Origin of the sequence: Cedecea colo (genome assembly GCF_011808225.1) — a bacterium.
GTDB classification, from domain to species: domain Bacteria; phylum Pseudomonadota; class Gammaproteobacteria; order Enterobacterales; family Enterobacteriaceae; genus Dryocola; species Dryocola colo.
In genome coordinates this window covers 255,416-275,614 of the sequence record NZ_SOYS01000004.1, presented here as the reverse complement: position 1 = coordinate 275,614, position 20,199 = coordinate 255,416, and the positions used below count along the sequence as shown (strand labels likewise).

The 20,199-nt window shown below is 53.9% G+C and carries 18 protein-coding genes; 13 read left to right on the top strand and 5 right to left on the bottom strand.

What is annotated here, in order from left to right; all coding sequences use genetic code 11:
- Nucleotides 1-437 precede the first annotated feature (437 nt).
- The 4 genes from E2L00_RS11675 to E2L00_RS11660 all read right to left on the bottom strand — a co-directional run bounded on the left by E2L00_RS11675 (nucleotide 438) and on the right by E2L00_RS11660 (nucleotide 5,846).
- Nucleotides 438-1,112, bottom strand: coding sequence for a helix-turn-helix transcriptional regulator (locus E2L00_RS11675; RefSeq protein ID WP_167611489.1), 675 nt, complete (start codon nucleotides 1,110-1,112; stop codon nucleotides 438-440).
- A gap of 407 nt (nucleotides 1,113-1,519) precedes the next feature.
- Complete coding sequence (locus E2L00_RS11670; RefSeq protein ID WP_167611487.1) at nucleotides 1,520-2,122, bottom strand: fimbriae biosynthesis transcriptional regulator FimW; 603 nt, start codon at nucleotides 2,120-2,122, stop codon at nucleotides 1,520-1,522.
- Nucleotides 2,123-2,696: 574 nt separating this feature from the next.
- Complete coding sequence (locus tag E2L00_RS11665; protein WP_167611484.1) at nucleotides 2,697-4,040, bottom strand: NCS2 family permease; 1,344 nt, start codon at nucleotides 4,038-4,040, stop codon at nucleotides 2,697-2,699.
- Between the two features lie 36 nt (nucleotides 4,041-4,076).
- A complete protein-coding gene (locus E2L00_RS11660; RefSeq protein WP_420808849.1) occupies nucleotides 4,077-5,846 on the bottom strand; it encodes an adenine deaminase in 1,770 nt (589 codons plus the stop codon).
- A gap of 144 nt (nucleotides 5,847-5,990) precedes the next feature.
- Here E2L00_RS11660 and E2L00_RS11655 point away from each other — a divergent pair, with 144 nt between their 5' ends.
- The 13 genes from E2L00_RS11655 to E2L00_RS11595 all read left to right on the top strand — a co-directional run bounded on the left by E2L00_RS11655 (nucleotide 5,991) and on the right by E2L00_RS11595 (nucleotide 19,586).
- On the top strand, nucleotides 5,991-6,911 hold the full coding sequence (locus E2L00_RS11655; RefSeq protein ID WP_167611478.1) for a LysR family transcriptional regulator: 921 nt from the start codon (nucleotides 5,991-5,993) through the stop codon (nucleotides 6,909-6,911).
- A 97-nt stretch (nucleotides 6,912-7,008) separates the two neighbouring features.
- A complete protein-coding gene (locus tag E2L00_RS11650) occupies nucleotides 7,009-7,761 on the top strand; it encodes a CDP-diacylglycerol diphosphatase (protein ID WP_167611475.1) in 753 nt (250 codons plus the stop codon).
- A 217-nt stretch (nucleotides 7,762-7,978) separates the two neighbouring features.
- A complete protein-coding gene (locus tag E2L00_RS11645; RefSeq protein ID WP_167611472.1) occupies nucleotides 7,979-8,929 on the top strand; it encodes a 2-keto-3-deoxygluconate permease 1 in 951 nt (316 codons plus the stop codon).
- On the top strand, nucleotides 8,926-10,200 hold the full coding sequence (gene dtnK, locus E2L00_RS11640) for a D-threonate kinase (protein WP_167611469.1): 1,275 nt from the start codon (nucleotides 8,926-8,928) through the stop codon (nucleotides 10,198-10,200). Before E2L00_RS11645 ends, dtnK begins: the two co-directional genes overlap by 4 nt.
- Complete coding sequence (locus E2L00_RS11635) at nucleotides 10,190-11,173, top strand: D-threonate 4-phosphate dehydrogenase (RefSeq protein WP_167611466.1); 984 nt, start codon at nucleotides 10,190-10,192, stop codon at nucleotides 11,171-11,173. Before dtnK ends, E2L00_RS11635 begins: the two co-directional genes overlap by 11 nt.
- A gap of 11 nt (nucleotides 11,174-11,184) precedes the next feature.
- Nucleotides 11,185-11,943: a DeoR/GlpR family DNA-binding transcription regulator gene (locus E2L00_RS11630; RefSeq protein WP_167611463.1), complete on the top strand. Its 759-nt coding sequence runs from the start codon at nucleotides 11,185-11,187 to the stop codon at nucleotides 11,941-11,943.
- A 129-nt stretch (nucleotides 11,944-12,072) separates the two neighbouring features.
- The gene (locus E2L00_RS11625) at nucleotides 12,073-14,847 is read left to right on the top strand and encodes a sigma-54-dependent transcriptional regulator (RefSeq protein WP_167611460.1); all 2,775 of its coding nucleotides are present in this window, start codon (nucleotides 12,073-12,075) and stop codon (nucleotides 14,845-14,847) included.
- Nucleotides 14,848-14,951: 104 nt separating this feature from the next.
- The gene (locus E2L00_RS11620) at nucleotides 14,952-15,374 is read left to right on the top strand and encodes a PTS sugar transporter subunit IIA (protein WP_167611457.1); all 423 of its coding nucleotides are present in this window, start codon (nucleotides 14,952-14,954) and stop codon (nucleotides 15,372-15,374) included.
- A 15-nt stretch (nucleotides 15,375-15,389) separates the two neighbouring features.
- The gene (locus E2L00_RS11615; RefSeq protein WP_167611454.1) at nucleotides 15,390-15,863 is read left to right on the top strand and encodes a PTS sugar transporter subunit IIB; all 474 of its coding nucleotides are present in this window, start codon (nucleotides 15,390-15,392) and stop codon (nucleotides 15,861-15,863) included.
- A gap of 13 nt (nucleotides 15,864-15,876) precedes the next feature.
- Nucleotides 15,877-16,656, top strand: a complete 780-nt coding sequence (locus tag E2L00_RS11610; RefSeq protein ID WP_167611451.1) for a PTS mannose/fructose/sorbose/N-acetylgalactosamine transporter subunit IIC — start codon at nucleotides 15,877-15,879, stop codon at nucleotides 16,654-16,656.
- Nucleotides 16,634-17,482, top strand: a complete 849-nt coding sequence (locus E2L00_RS11605; protein WP_167611448.1) for a PTS system mannose/fructose/sorbose family transporter subunit IID — start codon at nucleotides 16,634-16,636, stop codon at nucleotides 17,480-17,482. Before E2L00_RS11610 ends, E2L00_RS11605 begins: the two co-directional genes overlap by 23 nt.
- 7 nt (nucleotides 17,483-17,489) lie before the next feature.
- Nucleotides 17,490-18,554, top strand: a complete 1,065-nt coding sequence (locus E2L00_RS11600) for an SIS domain-containing protein (protein ID WP_167611671.1) — start codon at nucleotides 17,490-17,492, stop codon at nucleotides 18,552-18,554.
- 21 nt (nucleotides 18,555-18,575) lie between these two features.
- Nucleotides 18,576-19,586: an SIS domain-containing protein gene (locus E2L00_RS11595; protein WP_167611445.1), complete on the top strand. Its 1,011-nt coding sequence runs from the start codon at nucleotides 18,576-18,578 to the stop codon at nucleotides 19,584-19,586.
- A 38-nt stretch (nucleotides 19,587-19,624) separates the two neighbouring features.
- Here E2L00_RS11595 and E2L00_RS11590 read toward each other — a convergent pair whose 3' ends face one another.
- Complete coding sequence (locus E2L00_RS11590; RefSeq protein WP_167611443.1) at nucleotides 19,625-20,131, bottom strand: YjjA family protein; 507 nt, start codon at nucleotides 20,129-20,131, stop codon at nucleotides 19,625-19,627.
- Nucleotides 20,132-20,199: the final 68 nt, after the last annotated feature.

The following is a 20,199-nucleotide window of genomic DNA, read 5'->3' as shown; positions in this document are numbered from 1 at the left end:
ATTTATGATTAGCGATGGGGGTTATAAAAAACGCCGATACATTTATGTATGGGTTTTTCTTATAGGCTATTCCGATGGGTCGATTATACATTCATATTATAAGAGAGAAAGGCTGCTGTTGCCGTCAGGCCGGTCTGGCATTATTTAGTTCTGCTTCGTGAGGGATGCATTTTTTATTTGAGAGATATTTCCAGACTAAACAAGATAATTAAACTAAAAGTTCTTTTTAAATATTAAAAATAGTATGAAATAGGGATTGTGAGTTTTTTGTTAAGTTTTTACAGGGTTACAATTAACCTTTTTCCCCTTCAGGCCGGGTAGCGAGGGCGATTTATCGATCCAGGAATAATTATAATTGTTAATGAATTGTTCTGTTTTAACAGTATTGAAACGTTAAAAATAAGTAATTTCTTAGCCGCAATGCGAAAACCAGCAGGTCAGCATTCACAGTTTCTCTCAGTCGGTACGACAGACAATTCGTGAAGTAAATAAATAAGCGTCTTCCTGTTATTCAAACCAATACGAACCGACACGCGGCCCAGGGTGTACACCACCGAATGATACGGCTTCTTTAAGGAGACCGCGATCGCTTTCAAAGAATGTCCGCTGGCAACTTCCATAAGAATGTTCCATTCACGCAGCGAGAGGACGTCGTTTTCGCGCGTATAGTTAGCCTGAACGGGCGCCGGGGAACAAGGCTGTAGCATCAATAAATATGCCATTATTCTGACGTCCAGCCGCCGTTCGATAACCCGACATGCTGCGGCCGCAACGATAAAACAGGCAGCTTCCGGTTTCCGACCGGCGGTGAGCAGCGTGACGTTGATGCCGGGCCTTTCTTTATGCCAGAGGCGAATAGCGGCGAGCACCTGGATGACGGGAATCGTTATACAGTCCAGATCGATAACGATACCCGGCAACGGCGTTTGTTTAAAAAAGCTCATGACTTCTTCGAGGGTTGCACAAATGTGGATGCGGGTTCGCTTGAAAAGGTGTTGCGTGAGCGCAAGCGAAAGGTATCTGTCATTACTGACAAGAAGCATATCTACCGGCGGTTGCAAGCGCAGCGCGCGAATTTGCTGCTGGAAATACTCAAGGCGGTCGAAGATCATCGGTATGCCTGAGCCTCTGGGGTGAAACGGCCCCTCGTTGCTAATACGGCGATGTCTTCTTTTACGGATGGTTAAATGCAAACGCTCACTCACAATCTAGATCGGCTATTTCTTTGCGGATAAAAAACGCTCCGATAATTGTTAGAATGCTAATAAATAATGCGTCATTAACTAAAATATTCATAATTATTTTTTTGCTAACCGTGACGTTCTGCGCTACAGACTCGTGGCGAAAGCGCATTTTGTTTATGTTGTACTGAAGATATTCTGACAGGAGAATATGCTGATAGATATTGGGCCTGGCTTAAATTTAGGCTGGAAATTTCTTAATCAGGCGCTTGATTTTACAGGCGCAGCTCCCTGAACAATAAATGGCTACTGGTTTCCGGCATGGATAGCCAGGAAGTTTAATCAAACAAAAAACCCAGGTTCATCTTTATAAATTTCATTAAACCTTGTTGATTGCTGATACGTAATTTTTTCATGATAGCCTGACGATGCTGCCGAGCTATCGGCGTATCGATGTTCATCAGATGGGCCGTGTCACACAGAGAATGTCCACAGGCAATGTGCTTAAGTAGTTCGCGTTCAGGAACGGTGAAATGACGGGTTGTACAGTATCTACAAACGCTTGCCGGCACGGCTCGAGTGTTTCTTCCTCGCCGATTCGGATCCATCCAGTGAGCGATTTTTTTGCTTATCTCGTCAATCTCATCCTCGCAAAAAATGACCGGCAGCATATACAGGCAGGGGCGAAACATTAATTTTTCATGTTCTGACTTTCGGCAAATAAGAATAATGCGCTGCACTTTTGTAATTTGAGGTATTTTATAACAGCTGGCGCTTACCCAGCCATCTTCCAGAGAGACAAAAACAATATCGGCTACGTCATGATGCTCCGCAGGTAAAATATGGAAAGCCTCACGCCGATGGCGGCATAGCTGTTCAATAATGATTTTTAGACCATGAACGAAGTGGCTGTTTTTCTCTCTTATAACAAGGGTAAGCATGGGAAGCCTTTGTGCAAAGTAAACAGAGGAAGGATCATAATAAAAATAAACGAGCGAACATATGTTCGCTGACTTAATTCATAAGCAGTCAGGGATGAGTTAACGCCAGGTGATTTCCTGGCCGGTTAAAAATAGGTCAAAATGCGTTCAAAATATATTGTTACTCTATTAGCCCCACACGACCATTTCAGCGCATCATTTTTCTGCGGCCGGTTCCCTGAATTGAACCTCCGCATTTCCATAAACGTACTGCTGGCGGGAGACAGGCGACCAATGCCTGGACAGTAAATGCCAGTATCGGTGGCGGGCAGTACTTCGCGCAGGGGCAGAGGCTGAAGATTGACGTTGTAACCCGGAAAATGCAGGCGCCTCCCGCCGGAACATAAGGCTTAGCGTCAATGGCTCGTTAAGACTTTCGACCCAATGCTACCGCCGCGGCGTCCTCTACACTCAGGGAAAACGCCGCTGGAGGTAGTTATGGCATGGCAACCCTTTCTCTATGTGATTGACGGATCGTTATCCGCTGAACTCCCGGCGCCTCAGGAGCGCACCAACGCGGCTGAGGCCGGAGAAATCAATGGCGCACCAGCGTCGCAAAGTAATACGCCAGCGGAATCGCCAGCAGATACAGCCCAGCAGGGATCTCACGCCACTTTCCGGCAATCACCTTAATGATGATGTAGAACAGCAGGCCGCCCGCAATGCCGGTGCCGAAGCTGTTGGCAATCAGCGTAATCATCACCATCATCAGTACCGGCAGGCCGTCGGTGAAGTTCGCTAAATCCACCCTGCGCAGCCCGCTGAACATATTCAGGCCGATGAGGATCAGCGCGGGGGCGGTAGCCTCCTTCGGAATCATCAGGGCAACCGGCGTGAACAGCAGCATCAGCAGGAACATGATGGCTGCGGCCAGCGCGGTTAGCCCGGTTTTACCGCCAGCCTCTGCGGCTGCGGAAGATTCGATCAGCGCGGTGGCCGCGGGGATCCCTACCCACGGGCCGAGTGCCGCAGCGATAGAGTCCACCATAAACGGGCGATTGATATGCGGCATATTGCCGTGCTCATCCAGCAGGCCTGCTTCGCCACCAACGGCAAGCGTGGTGCCCATGGTGGAGAAAAATTCAGAGGCGAAGAACACAAACAGATACGGCAGGAAGGCGATATTCAGCGCGCCAAACATGTCCACATGACCGAGTACCGGCGCGAGGGAGTGCGGCATAGCGATAAAGCTTTGCGGCAGATGCGTGACGCCAAACGGAATGCCGACAAGCGTGGCGAACAGAATAGCCCAGAGAATCGCGCCTGGAATGCGTCGCGCCTGCAAAGCAATGGCGAGGAACAGGCCGCACAGCGCAATCAGAGCGCCCGGCGCGGTGAAATCACCCAGCATTAGCGCATTAGTTTTGGCATTCGCCAGCACCAGCCCGGCGTTGCGAAAACCCAATATGGCAACAAACAGCCCGATGGAAGCCGTTAGCCCAAGCTTGATGGACTGCGGCACCGAGCGGGTGACCACTTCGCGCAGGCCAAGCCGGGTGAGGACGAAAAAGAGCATGCCGGACCAGCAGGCGATACCCAGTCCAGTCTGCCAGCCAATGCCTTCGCTGCCGGCGAGCGTAACGCCAACCAGTACCGATCCGCCAATGCCCGGGCCTACGATAAACGGCAGGTTGGCGTAAAAAGCCATCAGCAGGGTGCCCGCGACAAATACCAGAATCGTGCCGGTTGTGACAGCGCCTTTATCCATTCCACCCACGGCCAGCAGACCGGGGATCACTACCAGCAGATAAGCGGCGGCAAGAAAGCCCGTCACGCCGGCGAGACATTCGGTTTTCACCTTGCTTTGCCGCGAATAAAGCTGGAATCGCCGCTCCAGCCAGCTTCCTGAAGCGGCTGGATTTACTGAGTTTTCGACCATTGTGTAGCTCTCCTGTGCTATTTCAACGTGGTGTAGTTATTTCGCCGGCGTTTCCTGGCAGGCAATAAGCGGATTGACAATCTGACGCGTAGTGCCGTCCGTCAGTCCAAGATCGGTCAGGTGCGGCCCGGCGTTACACGCGAGGCACGTGCCTTCAATAGCTTTGAATACGCGGTATGGCGGCTCCCAGTCGGCCACTTTGTTGCTTAGTTCGCGCAGCTGGTGAAACTGCTGAGCAAGCTCTGCTGCGGGTAAATCGGAGAGCATTCCGGCAACTGGCATCGCAACGTGAGCAAGGATCTCACCGTTCTGGCTTAACGCCATGCCGCCACCGCTGGCGATTAATGCGTTCGCCGCCAGCGCCATATCCTGCGGGTCGCGTCCCAGCACGACCAGGTTGTGGGAATCGTGCGAATAGGTTGTGGCAATCGCGCCGCGCAGTTCACCCCAGCCTTCCAGCAGCGCTAATTGTGGTTTGGCTTCGTGGCGACCGTGACGATGCTGTACCCAAATCAGGCTGAAGCCTTCCGGGATCTGCACTTTGCCGTCGCGTACATTTACGCTGGTTTCGTTCCACTGGGTAAAGCGCGCGCCCTTGATGTGGCGCAGCGTGGCGGTGCCGTGAGCGACGGGAATATTGATGACGAAATCCGCGGGCGACAATGGTTTTAATCGCACGGTATCGCGCGGCGGCAATACGTCTGGCGCGTTGACCGGCTTGAGCAACTTGCCGTTTTGCGCTATATGCTGCCCGGCAACGTACACCGCTTTCGCCTGTAATCTTTCGAGCGAATCGAATACCACAAGATCTGCCGTGCGCCCGGCGGCAACCAGGCCTAAATCGTGGCGTTGCAGACGGATGGCGGCGTTGAGCGTAGCCAGGCGCAGCGCGTCGGTGGCCTTCATGCCATGTTCAATCAGCAGATTCAGCAGGGCAATAATGCCGCCTTTTTCCAGAAGTATGTCTGGCGGCACGTCGTCAGTACAGACCGTGACCTGTGAAGATAGATGAGGCAGAGCATTCAAGGCGGCCACGATTTCCGCCAGCAGATACGGATGGGAGCCACGGATTTCGATGGTCAGTCCGGCGCGGAGTTTTTCCAGCGCATCGGCGGCGGAGGTCAGTTCGTGATCCGAGGTGACGCCAGCGGCGAGATAAGCCTGAAGCTGCGCACCGCTCAGGCCGCGCGCGTGGCCCTCAATCAGCTTGCCGCTGTTCAGCCCGGCATTGAGAATTTCCAGCATGCGTTCGCTGCCGTTCAGCACGCCGTGCATATCCATCACTTCCGCAACGCCTGCTACTTCCGGCCACGCAAGCATGGTTTCCATCTCCCGGCCTGCGAAATCAGCCCCGGACATTTCCAGGCCCGGCGTCGAAGGTACGCTGGACGGCGCGGCACAGATCACGCGTAGCGGTAAATCGCGGCTCGCTTCAACAGCGTAGCGCACGCCTGCCACGCCGAGCACGTTCGCCAGCTCATGCGGGTCCCAGAAGATAGTCGTGGTGCCCTGAGCGACGACGACTTCAGCGTAGCGGGCAGGCGGCAGGTGCGAGCTTTCAACGTGAACGTGGGTGTCCATCAGGCCGGGGCTTACATAAGCGCCCGCCAGATCGTGAGTTTCAGCGGCTTCAGCCCAGGTGCCGCAAGGGTGGACGCTGGCGATAAGCGAGCCAACAATGCCGATATCGACCAGACGGATCTCGCCTGTCGCCATATCAATCAGATTGGCACTGGTCAGCAGCAGGTCGAAAGGCGCCTCGCCCAAAGCCGCTTTGACCGCCCGGCGGCGCAGGTCCGCATGCATGTATGAATTCATTATCTTACCGTCCGGCAGGAAATAATGGCAGGCTACTCCAGGCAGACGCGATTTACCCAGATGATTTAATTTATCGGCCGATAAGAAACGTTTATCCTGTCGCAAACGTTTTCCCCGGAACCCTGATACACCATGGCTGAACCCTGGCAGCGCCTGCCCGCGCTCTCCCTGAAACAAATTCAGTATTTTGTGACGCTGGCAAAACTGCGCCATTTTACCGATACCGCGAGCCGACTGGCGATTAGCCAACCGGCGTTGAGCAGCGCGTTACGGCAAATTGAGTCGGTGCTCGGCGGCAGGTTGGTGAATCGTACCGCTTCGGCAGTGACGTTAACCGAGCTGGGAGCGGCGATATTGCCCCATGCGGAGCGCGTGCTGTACGTGGCGCAGCGGTCGTTTGTTGATATGCAGCGCATTGTGCAGGAGGGAGGCGGCGGCACCTTGCGTATAGGTCTCGTGCCATCGGTGAGCAGCCTGCTGTTTCCGCAGGTTCCCGAGCTTCTGGCGCAGCATTTTCCGCGTCTGCGCGCTGAATTTCACGATCGGACTAACGATGCGCTGATCGCCCAGCTTGAGAACGGGCGGCTGGACTTTGGGATTGGCGCGCTGGACAGTTCCATCCCTGACACGCTTGAGATCCATCCGCTTCAGGAGGATCCGTTTGTGGCTGTTATGCACCGCGAAGATCCTCTGGCAACCTCCAGCCATATCCCGTGGCGGCATCTTGCTCGCCGCGACATTGGTGTATTTTCCAGGGGAAACACCAGCCGTCTGGTGGCCGCGATGGCGGAAAGCCAGCGTCTGAACATTACGGCGCGCTATCAGGTCGATTTTATCGAAACGCTTTACGGTCTGGTTCGATCGCGCCTTGCTATCGCCATTCTGCCGCAGCTTTACACCACGCACCTGCAGGATAAAGAGCTGAAGGTGGTGCATCTCCAGCAGCCATCCCTGAGCCGCACTATCGCCCTGATGCGCAGCAATCAGCAGGTTTTTCCGCCGCAGATTGAGGAGTGTTTTCAGTTAATCGCCAGGTCGTTGCAAAAGCACTGAATGCCGGCTGCTGGTTCTATGCTTCGGGCTCAGATTGCGTAAAAAGTTGCGCTATACCCGCTTTGGTAAATCTCTCTGACACAGGATGTGACTCTTTATGAAGAAAACTCTCCGCATTCTCTTTTTCCTGCTTATCGTCCTGCTGGTAGTCGTTACCGCCTGGCTGTTATCTATCCGCGCCAACAGCGATGCCCTGTGGAGGATTATCAGCGAGCAGTGCGTACCCAATCAGCAGCAGCGCCACGATCCCGCACCTTGTTTAACGGTCAATCTGGATAAGCGCTTTGTCGTATTTAAGGATGCCAAAGGGCCGCTGCATACGCTGGTGATGCCGACGGAAAAAATCACCGGTATAGAAGATCCTGAGATTCAGAAACCTGCCGCTGCGCATTTCTTTTACCACGCCTGGCAGGAGCGCGACAGGCTAAAGCAGATGGCGGACAAACCCATTAACGACCGCTATCTGGGCCTGGCGATAAACTCCTGGTACGGGCGTTCGCAAAATCAACTGCATATCCATCTCGCCTGTCTGCGGCCGGACGTTTATCAGACGCTTAACCGGCAGGAAGAACGCATCGGCAATAGCTGGCAGCCGCTCGGTGACAAGCTTAAAGGGCATGATTACCTGGCGATGAAAATTCCTGCCGGTATCTTTGAGCAGCAGAATCCCTTTAAGCTGTTGAATACCTATGTTCAGCAACGGGGCGATGACATTGCGAAATATGGCCTGGCGATGACCAGCAATAAGCATGGCGACGTTGTACTGCTGGCTAACCGGCTGAAAGTAATGGATTTGAACCTCGGTACGGCAGGCGAGATTCTGGATTATGGCTGTGCGCTGGGATACTGATTTTTAACGACCTTTGCTTCCTGCTTGTTTAAATGAGCCAGCATAATGATTTAATTCAATCATTATGCTTTTTTTCTTGTTCACCTTTTTCGCCTTTTTCGCCGCGCCATACGGGCCGCATTTCCCCTGCTGGTTATTCTGTGACCGCGATCGCTGTCTATCCTGGATTTGATTGATTATAATCATTTTGATTTTATTTAATCGGGGTGGGTGCAGGATGAACATTAAAAGAACAATCGAAAAAGTTCCCGGCGGCATGATGGTTGTCCCGCTGGTGCTGGGGGCGACGCTGAACACTTTCTTTCCGCAGGCGCTTGAGATTGGCGGGTTTACCACGGCGTTGTTCAAAAACGGCGCTGCGCCGTTAATCGGTGCTTTTTTGCTTTGCATGGGAGCAGGCATCAGCTTTAAGGCCGCTCCGCAGGCGTTATTGCAGGGCGGGAGCATTACCCTGACCAAACTGCTGGTGGCGGTAGCGCTGGGGCTTGGCGTGCAATACCTTTTCGGCGCCGAAGGGATCTTTGGCCTGAGCGGCGTGGCAATCATTGCGGCGATGAGCAATTCCAACGGCGGTCTCTACGCTGCGCTGGTCGGTGAGTTTGGCAACGAGCGTGACGTGGGCGCCATCTCCATCCTGTCTCTTAACGACGGGCCATTCTTTACCATGATTGCCCTTGGCGCGGCGGGGATGGCGAATATTCCTCTGATGGCGCTGGTGGCTATCCTTGTTCCACTCGTCGTGGGCATGCTGCTGGGGAATCTCGATGCGAATATGCGCGATTTTCTTACCAAAGGCGGCCCGTTGCTGATTCCTTTCTTCGCCTTTGCTTTAGGCGCCGGTATTAATCTGGAAATGCTGTTGCAGGGCGGTCTGGCCGGTATTCTGCTTGGCGTGTTGACCACCGTCGTGGGCGGATACTTTAACATCCGCGCCGATCGTTTAATGGGCGGCACAGGCGTTGCAGGCGCGGCAGCTTCCAGTACCGCAGGCAACGCCGTTGCTACGCCGCTGGCTATTGCGCAGGCGGACCCCTCTCTGGCGCAGGTAGCCGCGGCGGCGGCCCCGTTAATTGCAGCTTCGGTTATTACCACCGCGATCCTCACGCCGCTATTAACATCCTGGGTTGCAAAACGAAACGCGCAGCTTAAAGAGAAGGAGGCCGCATGAAGCTAATCGTGGTGGCGGATGATTTCACCGGAGCCAATGACACCGGAGTGCAACTGGCCAAAAAAGGGGCCAAAACGGAAGTGATGCTGAGCCAAAAGCAGAAGCCTTCCCGCCACGCTGACGTGCTCGTTATTAATACTGAAAGCCGCGCCAGTACGGCTTACGAGGCGACGCAAGCCGTTACCCGGGCTTTATGTCAATGGTGCCAGCCGGGGGAAGCTTCGCCGCTGGTGTATAAAAAAATCGACTCAACGTTTCGCGGCAACATAGGGGCCGAAGTCGAAGCAGCTATGCGGGCGACGGGGAAGCCGCTGGCGCTGATAGCTGGCGCTATTCCGGGAGCAGGGCGCACCACCGAACAAGGGGAGTGCCGGGTACATGGGGTGCCGCTGCTGGAAACGGAGTTTGCCAGCGATCCCCGCACGCCAATCATCTCTTCTCGTATCAGCACCTTGATTGCTCAGCAAAGTGAAATTCCGGTCTGCGAAATAAGCTTACCGCGCGTGAGAAGCGGCGAGCTTGTAAGCGCGTTAGAGCAGCTTGCCGGGCAGGGGAACACTATGGTTGTGGTGGATGCCGTGACCGATAACGATCTGGAGCTGATCGCCCGAGCGGCAATGTCACTGTCACAAACGCCTTTGCTGGTTGGCGCCGCAGGCCTTGCGAATGCGTTGCCCGTAAGCGCCTGGTTAACTGAGCGCCGGGCGCTGCCGGTGCTGGTTGTGGCCGGTTCGATGAGCGAAGTGACGCGACGCCAGGTTGAGCAGGCAAAATGCAGCAAGCGTGCAGAAATTGTCGATATTGACGTCGGTAAGCTATTGACCTCTCAGGCCGAAGATCACCGCGAGGCGGTACTGACGCAGGCCTGTCAGCTGCTGGAGAAGGGGCTGCACTGTATTTTGCGCACCAGCCGTGAAGCCGAAGATCGTTTTCAGATAGATGGGCTGTGTCAACGGCATAACCTTAGCCGTCAGCAGATTGGGGAGCAGATAAGCCGCCAGCTCGGCCTGCTGACGCTGGCAATTACCGGGCAGGCCCGTATTGGCGGTCTGTTCCTGACCGGCGGCGATATTGCCATTGCGGTTGCTAACGCTTTGGGGGCGGAAGGATATCGAATCGAAAGTGAAGTCGCGCCCTGTATCCCTTGTGGAACGTTTATTAACAGCGAGATTGACGATTTACCGGTGATCACCAAAGCCGGTGGGTTTGGTATGGAGAGCACGTTGTGCGATGCGCTCTATTTTATTGAGGAGATGTACGGTGACCACTAAAACAATCGCGGTAACGATGGGCGATCCGGCGGGAATTGGGCCGGAAATCATTATCAAAGCGCTGCTGGCGGATGAACTGCATGGCGCGCCGGCGGTGGTTATTGGCTGCCTGGAAACCCTGCGGCACGTTTGCCAGCAAGGCCTGGTTCCCGAGGTGGATTTACGCCCCATCACTCAGGTTTCGCAGGCGCGTTTTGCGCGTGGCGTTATCAACGTACTTGATGAGCCGCTCGAACGGCCGCAAGCCCTGGTGCCTGGCAAAGTGCAGGCGCAGGCGGGGGATCTGGCCTACCGTTGTGTGAAAAGAGCCACTGAGCTGGCGATGGCTGGCGAGGTGCACGCTATTGCTACGGCGCCGTTGAATAAGGAAGCTCTGCACACCGCGGGCCATATGTATCCGGGGCATACGGAACTGTTGGCGAAGCTGACCAACAGCAAAGACTACGCGATGGTGTTGTACACGGATAAACTCAAAGTGATCCATGTCTCCACCCATATTGCGCTGCGCAAGTTCCTCGATACGCTTAACCAGGCTCGCATTGAAACGGTCATCGGGATTGCCGATAAGTTTCTCAGGCGCGTGGGTTATGCCGCGCCGCGTATTGCCGTTGCGGGGGTAAATCCTCACGCCGGAGAAAACGGGCTGTTTGGGGATGAGGAAATTAATATCGTCACGCCCGCCATCAACGCGGCGAAAGCGCAGGGTTTAACGGTGTTCGGCCCTTGTCCTCCAGACACGGTCTTTTTGCAGACCTATGAAGGGCAGTACGACATGGTGGTCGCTATGTATCACGATCAGGGGCATATCCCGCTTAAGCTATTGGGCTTTTACGATGGCGTAAACATTACCGCCGGTCTGCCTTTTATCCGTACTTCGGCGGATCACGGCACCGCTTTTGATATTGCCTGGCAAGGAAAAGCTAAATCTGCGAGCATGGAGGTCTCGATTAAACTCGCAATGCAACTGGCGTAATCTCACCAAAAATGAAGAGTAATTATCGTCTTGACCAGATTATGGCGGTGTTGAAAAGCCATAATCTGGTGACAGTGGAGCAACTTGTTGAGGCGGTAGACGCTTCCCCGGCAACGATTCGTCGCGATTTGATAAAGCTGGACGAACAGGGCGTCATCAGCCGTAGCCACGGCGGCGTTGCGCTTAAACATTTTGTGCCCATCCAGCCCACCACCTTTGAAAAGCAGCAGCGTAATCTCAAACAAAAACAGGCGATTGCCCGTGAAGCCGCATCGCTCGTCTCTTCCGGGGATTCAGTTGTGCTGGACGCCGGGACGACGGCGCTGGAGCTGGCGCGTAGCCTGGTTCATCTTCCGCTGCGCGTGTTTACGGCGGATTTGCACATTGCGCTGTTCCTGTCTGAGTTTCGCCAGATTGAAGTGACCATTATCGGCGGACGCATCGATGACAGCAGCCAGTCCTGCGTGGGTGAACACGGCAGAAGTTTGCTGCGGGCTATTCATCCTGACGTGGCGTTTATGAGCTGTAACTCGTGGAGCCTGGAGAAGGGCGTTACGACCCCGACCGAAGAGAAAGCGGCGATCAAGCAGGATATTATCGCTAACGCCCGCAAAAAAATCCTTATTGCCGACAGTTCCAAATATCATCATCACTCGCTGTTCTGCATCGCGCCGCTTAGCGCCTTTACCCATATCGTCAGCGACAAAGCGTTGCCCGAACAGGACGTAAAGCGCCTGAGCGAACTGGGTATTCGCCTGCTGCTGGCGTAACCTTAATACCGGCAGCTTTTGTGCTGCCGCCCACAAAAGCAAAAATCCTTCCCGGCGTTATCGTCTGCGGTGCAGGCTTTCACGGCATCATAGGGCCTGCTGCGCCCACTGCTGTGAAAGGATTGCTTCATGCGTAAAGACGATTTGCTCACCTTCCTCATTAACCAGACCGACTTTTTCGATCCACACGACGTCAGCGAGATTTTTACCGCCAGCCATCTTGCGCAGCGCTTTGGCTTACAGCGAAATACCGCCAGCCATTACCTTAACCAGCTGGTGGCGCAGGGCGTGCTGATAAAAATCAATACTCGTCCCGTCTATTTCCTGCATAAGGCGAGCTTCGAACAGCAGTTCTACCGGCTTTCGCGCACGGAGTTTGCCAGCATTGATGAGCTACTGGCGGAAAATGACGGCGGCCGCGAGCAGCGGGACCATTTTTCATTGCTGATAGGCCATGAGGGCTCGCTGAAAAAGCCCATTGAGCAGCTTAAAACCGCGCTGTTTTATCCTGACGGCGGCCTGCCGCTGTTGATTACCGGCGACAGCGGCACCGGAAAAAGCTATCTGGCGCAGCTGATGCATGAATATGCCATTGCACACGGGCTGATTGACGCCGGCGCGCCGTTCGTCACCTTTAACTGCGCGCAGTACGCCAGCAACCCGGAATTGCTGGCGGGCAACCTGTTTGGCTATGTCAAAGGAGCATTTACCGGGGCCAGCACCGATAAAGCCGGGGCCTTCGAGGCGGCGGACGGCGGCATCTTATTTCTTGATGAGGTGCATCGCCTGCATGCCGAAGGGCAGGAAAAGCTCTTCACCTGGCTTGACCGGGGCGAAATCTACCGTCTGGGCGAAACCGCCAGCGGGCATCGGGTTTCCGTGCGGCTGATTTTCGCTACCACCGAGGATATTCACAGCACGTTTCTGACCACCTTTATCCGCCGTATTCCTATTCAGGTGATGCTGCCGGACCTGGAAAACCGCAGCCGCAAAGAGAAGGAAGCGCTGATCCTCCAGTTCTTCTGGCTGGAGGCAAAAAAGGTTGGCCTTGGGTTGAGCATCAGCCCGCGCCTGCTGTCGGTGCTTGCGCATTATGTTTTCCGCGGCAACGTGGGCGAGTTGAAAAACGTCGTTAAGTATGTGGTGGCTTCGGCGTATGCGAAGCAGGGCGGCGGGCGGACGCTGGGCGTGTCTATTCATGATTTACCGGAGCCGGTGGTGGCGCAGCTGCCCGCGCTCAACGACGCCGCGACTGAGCGTACCGAGGATATCGTGCTGGATGAAAATACCAGCCTGCCTTGGCTGCTGCAGGCTCAGGATGCGGCGAGGATGCTTATTCACGACGTTCAGCTCAACGTTCTGACGCTGTTTGAAAAGTACCGCAGCGCCCGGCATCCGTGGGATGACATCGAGCTGCGTATCGGCAATGAAATTGAAAACCTGTTTGACCGGCTTATTTTCGATAGTCAGGATAAGGCCAGTTCGCAGATGCTGCTGCTGGTGACAAGCCAGGTACGCGAAGAGTTTTACCGGCTGGAGAAAAGCTACGGCATTCAGTTTAACGGCAACTGTATTTACGCTATCGGGCATTATCTGGTGCACCGGTCAAACGTCGAGCCTTCACGGTTGAATGCAGAACTGTGCAAACAGCTGGACCGTTTTTTAGAGCAGAAATATCCGCTGCTTTCGCTGTTTTGCGAGGAGGTGCTGGCGTCGCTCATCCGCAGGCTGGATTTACGTATTCAGGCGATGGATCGCGTGCTGCTGCTGCTCTGGCTTAATAAAACCGGCGTACAGACCAGCCAGTTGGTCACCAAAGCTGTGATTCTGGCGCACGGTTACGCCACCGCCAGCAGTATTGCGAACGTGGCAAACCGGCTATTAAAGCAGACCGTCTATGAGTCATTTGATATGCCGCTGGACGTCACGCCTGAAGCCATCGCCCAGCAGGTGACGCAGTACGTGGAGCGTAACGCGCAGGCCAGCAGCCTGGTGATTCTGGTGGATATGGGCTCGCTTAACGATATCCATCAGTATTTCAGCCGTAAGGTCACGATGCCGGTGGTCATTATCAACAACGTTTCAACCCGCATGGCGCTTTACGTTGGGGAGCGCATTTTGCGGGGCGACTATCTGGAAACCATCGCCAGCGATATAGCCGCAGATTTGCCGGTGGAGCATAACATCGTCTGGCCTGAGCTGAACAAGCCGAAAGCGATTATCACAACCTGCGCCACCGGGATTGGCGCCGCCAGCAATTTGAGCAGCCTGTTGAAAGCAAGCATTCCTCAGGAGCTGGGCATTGAGGTGGTGGCCTATGAGTACGATACGCTGGCGGAAAACAAAAGGCGTGAGCCGATCTTTTCCCGTTTTGAGGTGCTGGCGCTGGTCGGGACGCTCGATCCCAATATACCCGACGTGCCTTATATTTCGCTGGATACGCTGATTTCCGGGCAGGGCAACGAAACGCTGCTGGCGCTGTTTGGGGCGATTACCACCGTCGGGAACGTAACGTTGATTAACGAGCGTATCGTGAAGAACTTCTCTTTGCGCCGGGTAATTGAGTCGGTCACTATTCTGGATACCAGCAAGGTGATTAATCAGGTGGAGCAGTTTCTGGCGCGCTATCAGCATCTGGCCGCCGTCACCGTGCCCAACGACCGTAAGGTTGCGCTTTACATCCACGTTAGTTGCCTGATTGAACGTCTGATCCGCCAGGCTGCTATCCAGCGCTATGCGGGGCGTCGCGCGCAGTGTCAACGAAAACACCTCGCCGCGCTGTGCGAGGCGTTTAGTGTCATTGAGGCCAGCTACAGTGTCAAAATCCCCGAAGCCGAGCTGTTTTATATTCACGATATTCTGCATTTAGAAACTGAATTTCTTCAATACGATCAAGAGTTTTAGCGCGTTCCCGCCCGTCTGACGCCCCTGCTTGCCGCTGTGCCACTATTTCTGGCATGGCGGTTGCAATTATTCCCTTAACAGGTGGAATTTATTGCGAGGTCAGGATGAAACGACACTATATATTTGCCAGCCACGGCACTTTCGCTATCGGGATCCTCAATTCGGTTGAGCTTATTCTGGGTAAGCAAAATAATATCCATGCCTTATGTGCTTATATTAATGAAGGTGAGGATTTAACCGAGCAGGTCAATAATCTCGTTGCTTCATTTTCGGTTCAGGATGAACTGGTGGTATTAACCGATATTTTTGCCGGCAGCGTGAATAACGAATTTATTCGTTTTATTAATCGCCCCGGCTTCCATCTTATTGCCGGTCTTAATCTCCCGCTGATCGTTGAAATGCTTATTGCGCCCCAGGATGAAGAGACGATATCGCTGATCAGCGACTCCCTGGCCAATGCCCGCGAGAGCATTCAGTACTGCAATCATACGCTTGATGCGGCGCTGGTTGCGGATAAAGACTTTTAACAGAGGATAATAAAAATGATAACGCTTCTGCGTGTTGACCATCGCTTACTTCACGGCCAGGTCGCTTTCTCCTGGACGCAGTACATCGGCGCCGACTGCATTTTGATCGCCAACGATGCGGTGATGGAGGATGAGCTGCGTAAAACCACTATCAAACTGGCCAAACCGCCAGCGGTAAAACTGGTTATGAAAAACATCGCTGATGCGATCGCCGCCATTAAGAGCGGGGTAACGGATAAATATAAATTATTTATCGTCGTGGAATCGGTTGAGGACGCCTGGCGGCTGGCCAGCGCTATCCCGGAAATAAAAAGTATTAATTTAGGCGGCATTAAAGCCAAAGAGGGGAGCCAGAATATTTCCAAAGCGATAAACGTCCTGCCTGAGGAAATCGCTTTGCTAAATGAACTGGTTAAAGCGGGTACGGAAGTGGAAATCCGGCAGGTGCCTAACGACAGGAAATTATTATTCACCGAGTGTGTTGAATAGTGAGGGACGCATTATGTTAGAAGCATTATTGCTTGGCCTGGTGGCGTTTATTGCCCAGTCCGAATATGCCTTAGGCACGTCGTTAATATCCCGCCCGATTGTCACCGGCTTTCTCACCGGGCTGGTATTAGGCGACGTGCAGACTGGCGTAGTGATGGGGGCGACCCTTGAACTGGCGTTTATCGGCTCGTTCTCCGTAGGCGCATCCATTCCTCCGGACGTGGTAACCGGCGGGATCCTCGGCGTGGCCTTTGCCATTACCTCGGGCGCAGGAACGGAAACCGCGCTGCTGCTGGGCTTACCGATAGCCACGCTGACGCTGGTGCTGAAGAACGTCTATCTGGGGCTGTTTATCCCGACGCTGAACCAGAAGGCGGATGCTTATGCCGAGCAGGCGGATACGCGCGGCATTGAGCGGATGCATTTACTTGCCGGTTTTGGCCTTTCGCTGATGCTGGCGACCGTAGTGACCGTTTCCTTTATGGTGGGCAGCGGCGCGGTGAAGAGCCTGCTGGACGCTATTCCGGAATTTATCAAGCACGGGCTGAGCGTGGCCACGGGCATCATTCCTGCGCTGGGCTTTGCCATGCTGGCTCGCCTGCTGATCAACAAGAAGGTCGCGCCTTACTTCTTCCTGGGATTCGTCCTGATGGCCTATCTGAAAATCCCGGTTACCGGTATCGCCATTTTGGGTGCCATTACGGCCGTCGTGATGGTGAACGTAACGCAATTTAATTCCCCCCGCCCGGCTGCGGCGCAAGGAGTCCAGCATGACGATGAAGATGATTTCTGAGGAAACTCAGGTGGTAGAGGACACCGCAAACAGCATCACGGATAAAGAGCTGCGGAGCGTGTTCTGGCGTTCTTTCCAGATGGAGTTTTCCTGGAACTACGAGCGGCAGATGAACCTGGCGTTTGTCTACGCCATGATCCCGGTGCTTAAAAAACTCTATACCCGCAAAGAGGATCTGGCCTGCGCGCTCAAGCGTCATCTGGTGTTCTTTAATACTACGCCGCATATCGTCACGCTGATCCTTGGCATTACCGCGGCGATGGAAGAGAAAAACAGCGGTTCGAAGGGCATGGATGCGGCGTCCGTCGACAGCGTGAAGGCATCGCTGATGGGGCCGCTGGCAGGGCTTGGGGACTCTTTCTTCTGGGGAACGTTGCGCCTGATTGCTACGGGCATTGGCACAAGCCTTGCGCTGAAAGGGAGTATTCTCGGACCGATCCTTTTCCTGCTGGTGTTTAACATTCCGCATCTGGCGGTGCGTTTTCTGTTTACCCGCTGGGGCTACGTGCTGGGGACCGGCGTCCTGCAACGTATTCAGAAGAGCGGGATGATGGAAAGCCTGACCTACGGCGCGTCGATAATCGGCCTGATGGTGGTGGGCGCCATGACCGCCTCGATGATTGATATCACTATTCCCGTCACCTTTGGGACGGGGGAGGCGAAAACCCATGTGCAGGACATCATCAACGACATTATGCCCGCGCTATTACCCCTGCTGAGCTTCGGTATCGTCTACTGGCTGCTGGGGAAAAAAGTGAAGCCGTTAGCCATTCTTGGCGGCATGGCCGTGGTGGGAATAGTCGGTTCATGGCTTGGGGTATTCTGAGGGAAAAATTATGTCAACCATGTTGGATTATATTGAGCAGGAGTCAGAGGCGCTGACGGTTATATTGCAGGAGTACCAGCAAAAGCTTGCGCCAGTTAAGGCTTATCTGGAAACCAGACCCGTAAATAAAATTATGATTCTGGCGACGGGTTCATCTTATAACGCAGCGCTGTGCGCCAGATATTATTTTGAAGAGCATTTTGGCATTCTGGTCGATATTAAAGAGCCGTATAATTTCACCTATTATGAACGAGTCGATCCGGCAACGGACATGGTGATTGCGGTAACCCAGAGCGGGAAAAGTTCGTCCACGCTGGCTGCCATGAAAAAGGTCCAGGCGCTGAGTATTCCGGTCTTTTGCCTGACTTCCAGCCCCGCAAGCCCGGCGGCTAAGCAGGCGGATGGCATACTGGATATTAATACCGGCCTTGAAAGCGTGGGTTACGTGACACGTGGCTTTAGCGCCACGGTGCTCAATCTGCTGTTAATCGCGCTGATGGTGGCCGAAAACCGCGGGCTGGTTACGCAGGCCGAACGGGCCGAATCGCTGGCAAGCCTGAAGGACGCGGCACAGGCGATACCGGGCGTCATCGATAAAACCAATGCGTTTATCATCCGTCATCGGCAGCATTTTATCCAGGCATCACGCTTTGTCGCCATTGGCTATGGAGCGCTGACAGGCGTGGCGAAGGAGTGCGAAACCAAATTTACGGAAACCGTTCGTCTGCCTTCAGGCGGCTTCGAGTTAGAGGCATATATGCATGGCCCGTATCTTGAAGCCAATGCAAGCCACACGCTGTTCTTTATTGAGGATCGGCCTCATGCGCGAAGCGCGGCATTACGCGATTATATGCGGCCTGCTGTTGATGCCGTTTTTACCGTCACCCTGGCGGCAGAGAATAACGATGAAAACACGCTGGCGTTAGATTTCCCGTTAACCCATAACTTTGCGCCTTTATTATTAATCGTTCCCTTCCAGTTGCTGGCCTTTAATATTTCCGCAGCGAAAGGAATAGATTTAAGCGTGCGTATTTTTGATGATTTCGACAAAGTGCTTAAAAGTAAAATTTAATTCCTTTTCAGGAGAATAGCTATGTTAGGTTTTAATCAGGACGAGTACCTGACCAGTGCTCGTGACATTATCTCTGCGCGTAATATCGCTGAACGGGTTGCGGAGAATATTTATTCCGAAGGTTTTAGTAATCTATTTTTCGCCTCCGTAGGCGGTTCTCTGGCGCCGATGATGGCGATACAGGAATTCGCTAAAGAGGTGACAGCGCTGCCGGTATATACCGAGCAGGCGGCAGAATTAATCTGCAAAGGCAATAAAAAGCTTAATCAAGACTCGGTGGTGATTACGCTTTCAAAATCGGGAGATACTAAAGAGTCTGTGGCTATTGCGCAGTGGTGTAAAGCGCAGGGCATTCGCGTGGTGGCTATCACTAAGAACGCCGATTCACCGCTGGCCGAAGCCGCGACCTGGCATATCCCTATGCAGCACAAAAACGGCGTGGAATATGAATACATGCTGCTTTACTGGCTGTTCTTCCGTCTGGTTGCGCTTAACGGCGAGTTCAGCGGTTACGATCGTTTTGCCAGCCAGCTTGAACTGCTGCCGGAAAATCTGCTACAGGCCAAACGCCAGTTTAACGATCGCGCCGATGAAATTGCCAGCCGCTACCATAGCGCGGATTACATGATGTGGATCGGCGGCGCGGAGATGTGGGGCGAAGTGTATCTGTTCTCGATGTGTATTCTGGAAGAGATGCAGTGGAAGCGCACTAAATCGGTGAGTTCGGCTGAGTTTTTCCACGGCACGCTGGAACTGCTGGAAAAGGACGTCCCGCTGTTTCTTATTAAAGGGGAAGGGAAGTGCCGCCAGCTCGACGATCGCGTTGAAGCCTTTGCCGGAAAAATAACGGATAACCTCGTGGTCATCGATCCTCGGGAGTTCGAGCTCAGCGGTATTGATGATGAGTTCCGCTGGATACTGGCGCCGTGCGTGGCTTCCACCCTGCTGGTGGACAGGCTTGCCGCGCACTTTGAGCACTATACGGGGCACAGTCTGGATATCCGGCGCTACTACCGTCAGTTTGATTATTAAGCGTCAGCAAGGCTGCCCGCTGCGGCAGCCTTTTTCATTCAGGAGATATAGTTTGCCGCTTGCTTGAGAACCAGATCGCAGGCTTTGGTTTTCACTTTTTCAGCCAGCGGCGAGCTGCCGATAGTGTTCAGATCCAACTGCTGGTCTTTACCGGTATTGAGCAAGCCCAACAGGCCCTGATTGTAGTCCGGTTGCTCGGCAGGTTTGGTGCTATCTTCTATACCCAGTTTGCTCATCAGCTGGCTTTTGATATTTTCGGTGCTGGTGACGGACGCCAGTTTGTTTTTGGCGCAGTACTCAATCACGCCCGCAGCGTTGGTCATGCTGTTGGAGCTCAGCGCCTGGTTGCCGCCGTTCAGCAGGCCGGTCAACGAGGAGAGAGAAAGACCGCCGCTGACCGTGTCGCTGGTCGTCGTGGTGTTGCTTTTACTGAGTTCGCTTGCCGCGCTGGAAAGTTGATCCTGCCAGCTTGCCGCAACGGCCTGGCCTGCAAAAACTGAGGTCGCCAGCGCCAGTGCGCATACCATACGATTGCTTGCTTTCATCTTGTCATACTCATGTTGATAACCTGCTTAGCAGGAGAAGTCGTTGCTGAGTATAACGCGTCGATACA

Coding starts and splice junctions, on each gene's coding strand:
- E2L00_RS11675 (WP_167611489.1), bottom strand. CDS start 1,112: ATGATCTTCGACCGCCTTGAGTATTTCCAGCAGCAAATTCGCGCGCTG.
- E2L00_RS11670 (WP_167611487.1), bottom strand. CDS start 2,122: ATGCTTACCCTTGTTATAAGAGAGAAAAACAGCCACTTCGTTCATGGT.
- E2L00_RS11665 (WP_167611484.1), bottom strand. CDS start 4,040: ATGGTCGAAAACTCAGTAAATCCAGCCGCTTCAGGAAGCTGGCTGGAG.
- E2L00_RS11660 (WP_420808849.1), bottom strand. CDS start 5,846: ATGCATGCGGACCTGCGCCGCCGGGCGGTCAAAGCGGCTTTGGGCGAG.
- E2L00_RS11655 (WP_167611478.1), top strand. CDS start 5,991: ATGGCTGAACCCTGGCAGCGCCTGCCCGCGCTCTCCCTGAAACAAATT.
- E2L00_RS11650 (WP_167611475.1), top strand. CDS start 7,009: ATGAAGAAAACTCTCCGCATTCTCTTTTTCCTGCTTATCGTCCTGCTG.
- E2L00_RS11645 (WP_167611472.1), top strand. CDS start 7,979: ATGAACATTAAAAGAACAATCGAAAAAGTTCCCGGCGGCATGATGGTT.
- dtnK (WP_167611469.1), top strand. CDS start 8,926: ATGAAGCTAATCGTGGTGGCGGATGATTTCACCGGAGCCAATGACACC.
- E2L00_RS11630 (WP_167611463.1), top strand. CDS start 11,185: ATGAAGAGTAATTATCGTCTTGACCAGATTATGGCGGTGTTGAAAAGC.
- E2L00_RS11625 (WP_167611460.1), top strand. CDS start 12,073: ATGCGTAAAGACGATTTGCTCACCTTCCTCATTAACCAGACCGACTTT.
- E2L00_RS11620 (WP_167611457.1), top strand. CDS start 14,952: ATGAAACGACACTATATATTTGCCAGCCACGGCACTTTCGCTATCGGG.
- E2L00_RS11615 (WP_167611454.1), top strand. CDS start 15,390: ATGATAACGCTTCTGCGTGTTGACCATCGCTTACTTCACGGCCAGGTC.
- E2L00_RS11610 (WP_167611451.1), top strand. CDS start 15,877: ATGTTAGAAGCATTATTGCTTGGCCTGGTGGCGTTTATTGCCCAGTCC.
- E2L00_RS11605 (WP_167611448.1), top strand. CDS start 16,634: ATGACGATGAAGATGATTTCTGAGGAAACTCAGGTGGTAGAGGACACC.
- E2L00_RS11595 (WP_167611445.1), top strand. CDS start 18,576: ATGTTAGGTTTTAATCAGGACGAGTACCTGACCAGTGCTCGTGACATT.
- E2L00_RS11590 (WP_167611443.1), bottom strand. CDS start 20,131: ATGAAAGCAAGCAATCGTATGGTATGCGCACTGGCGCTGGCGACCTCA.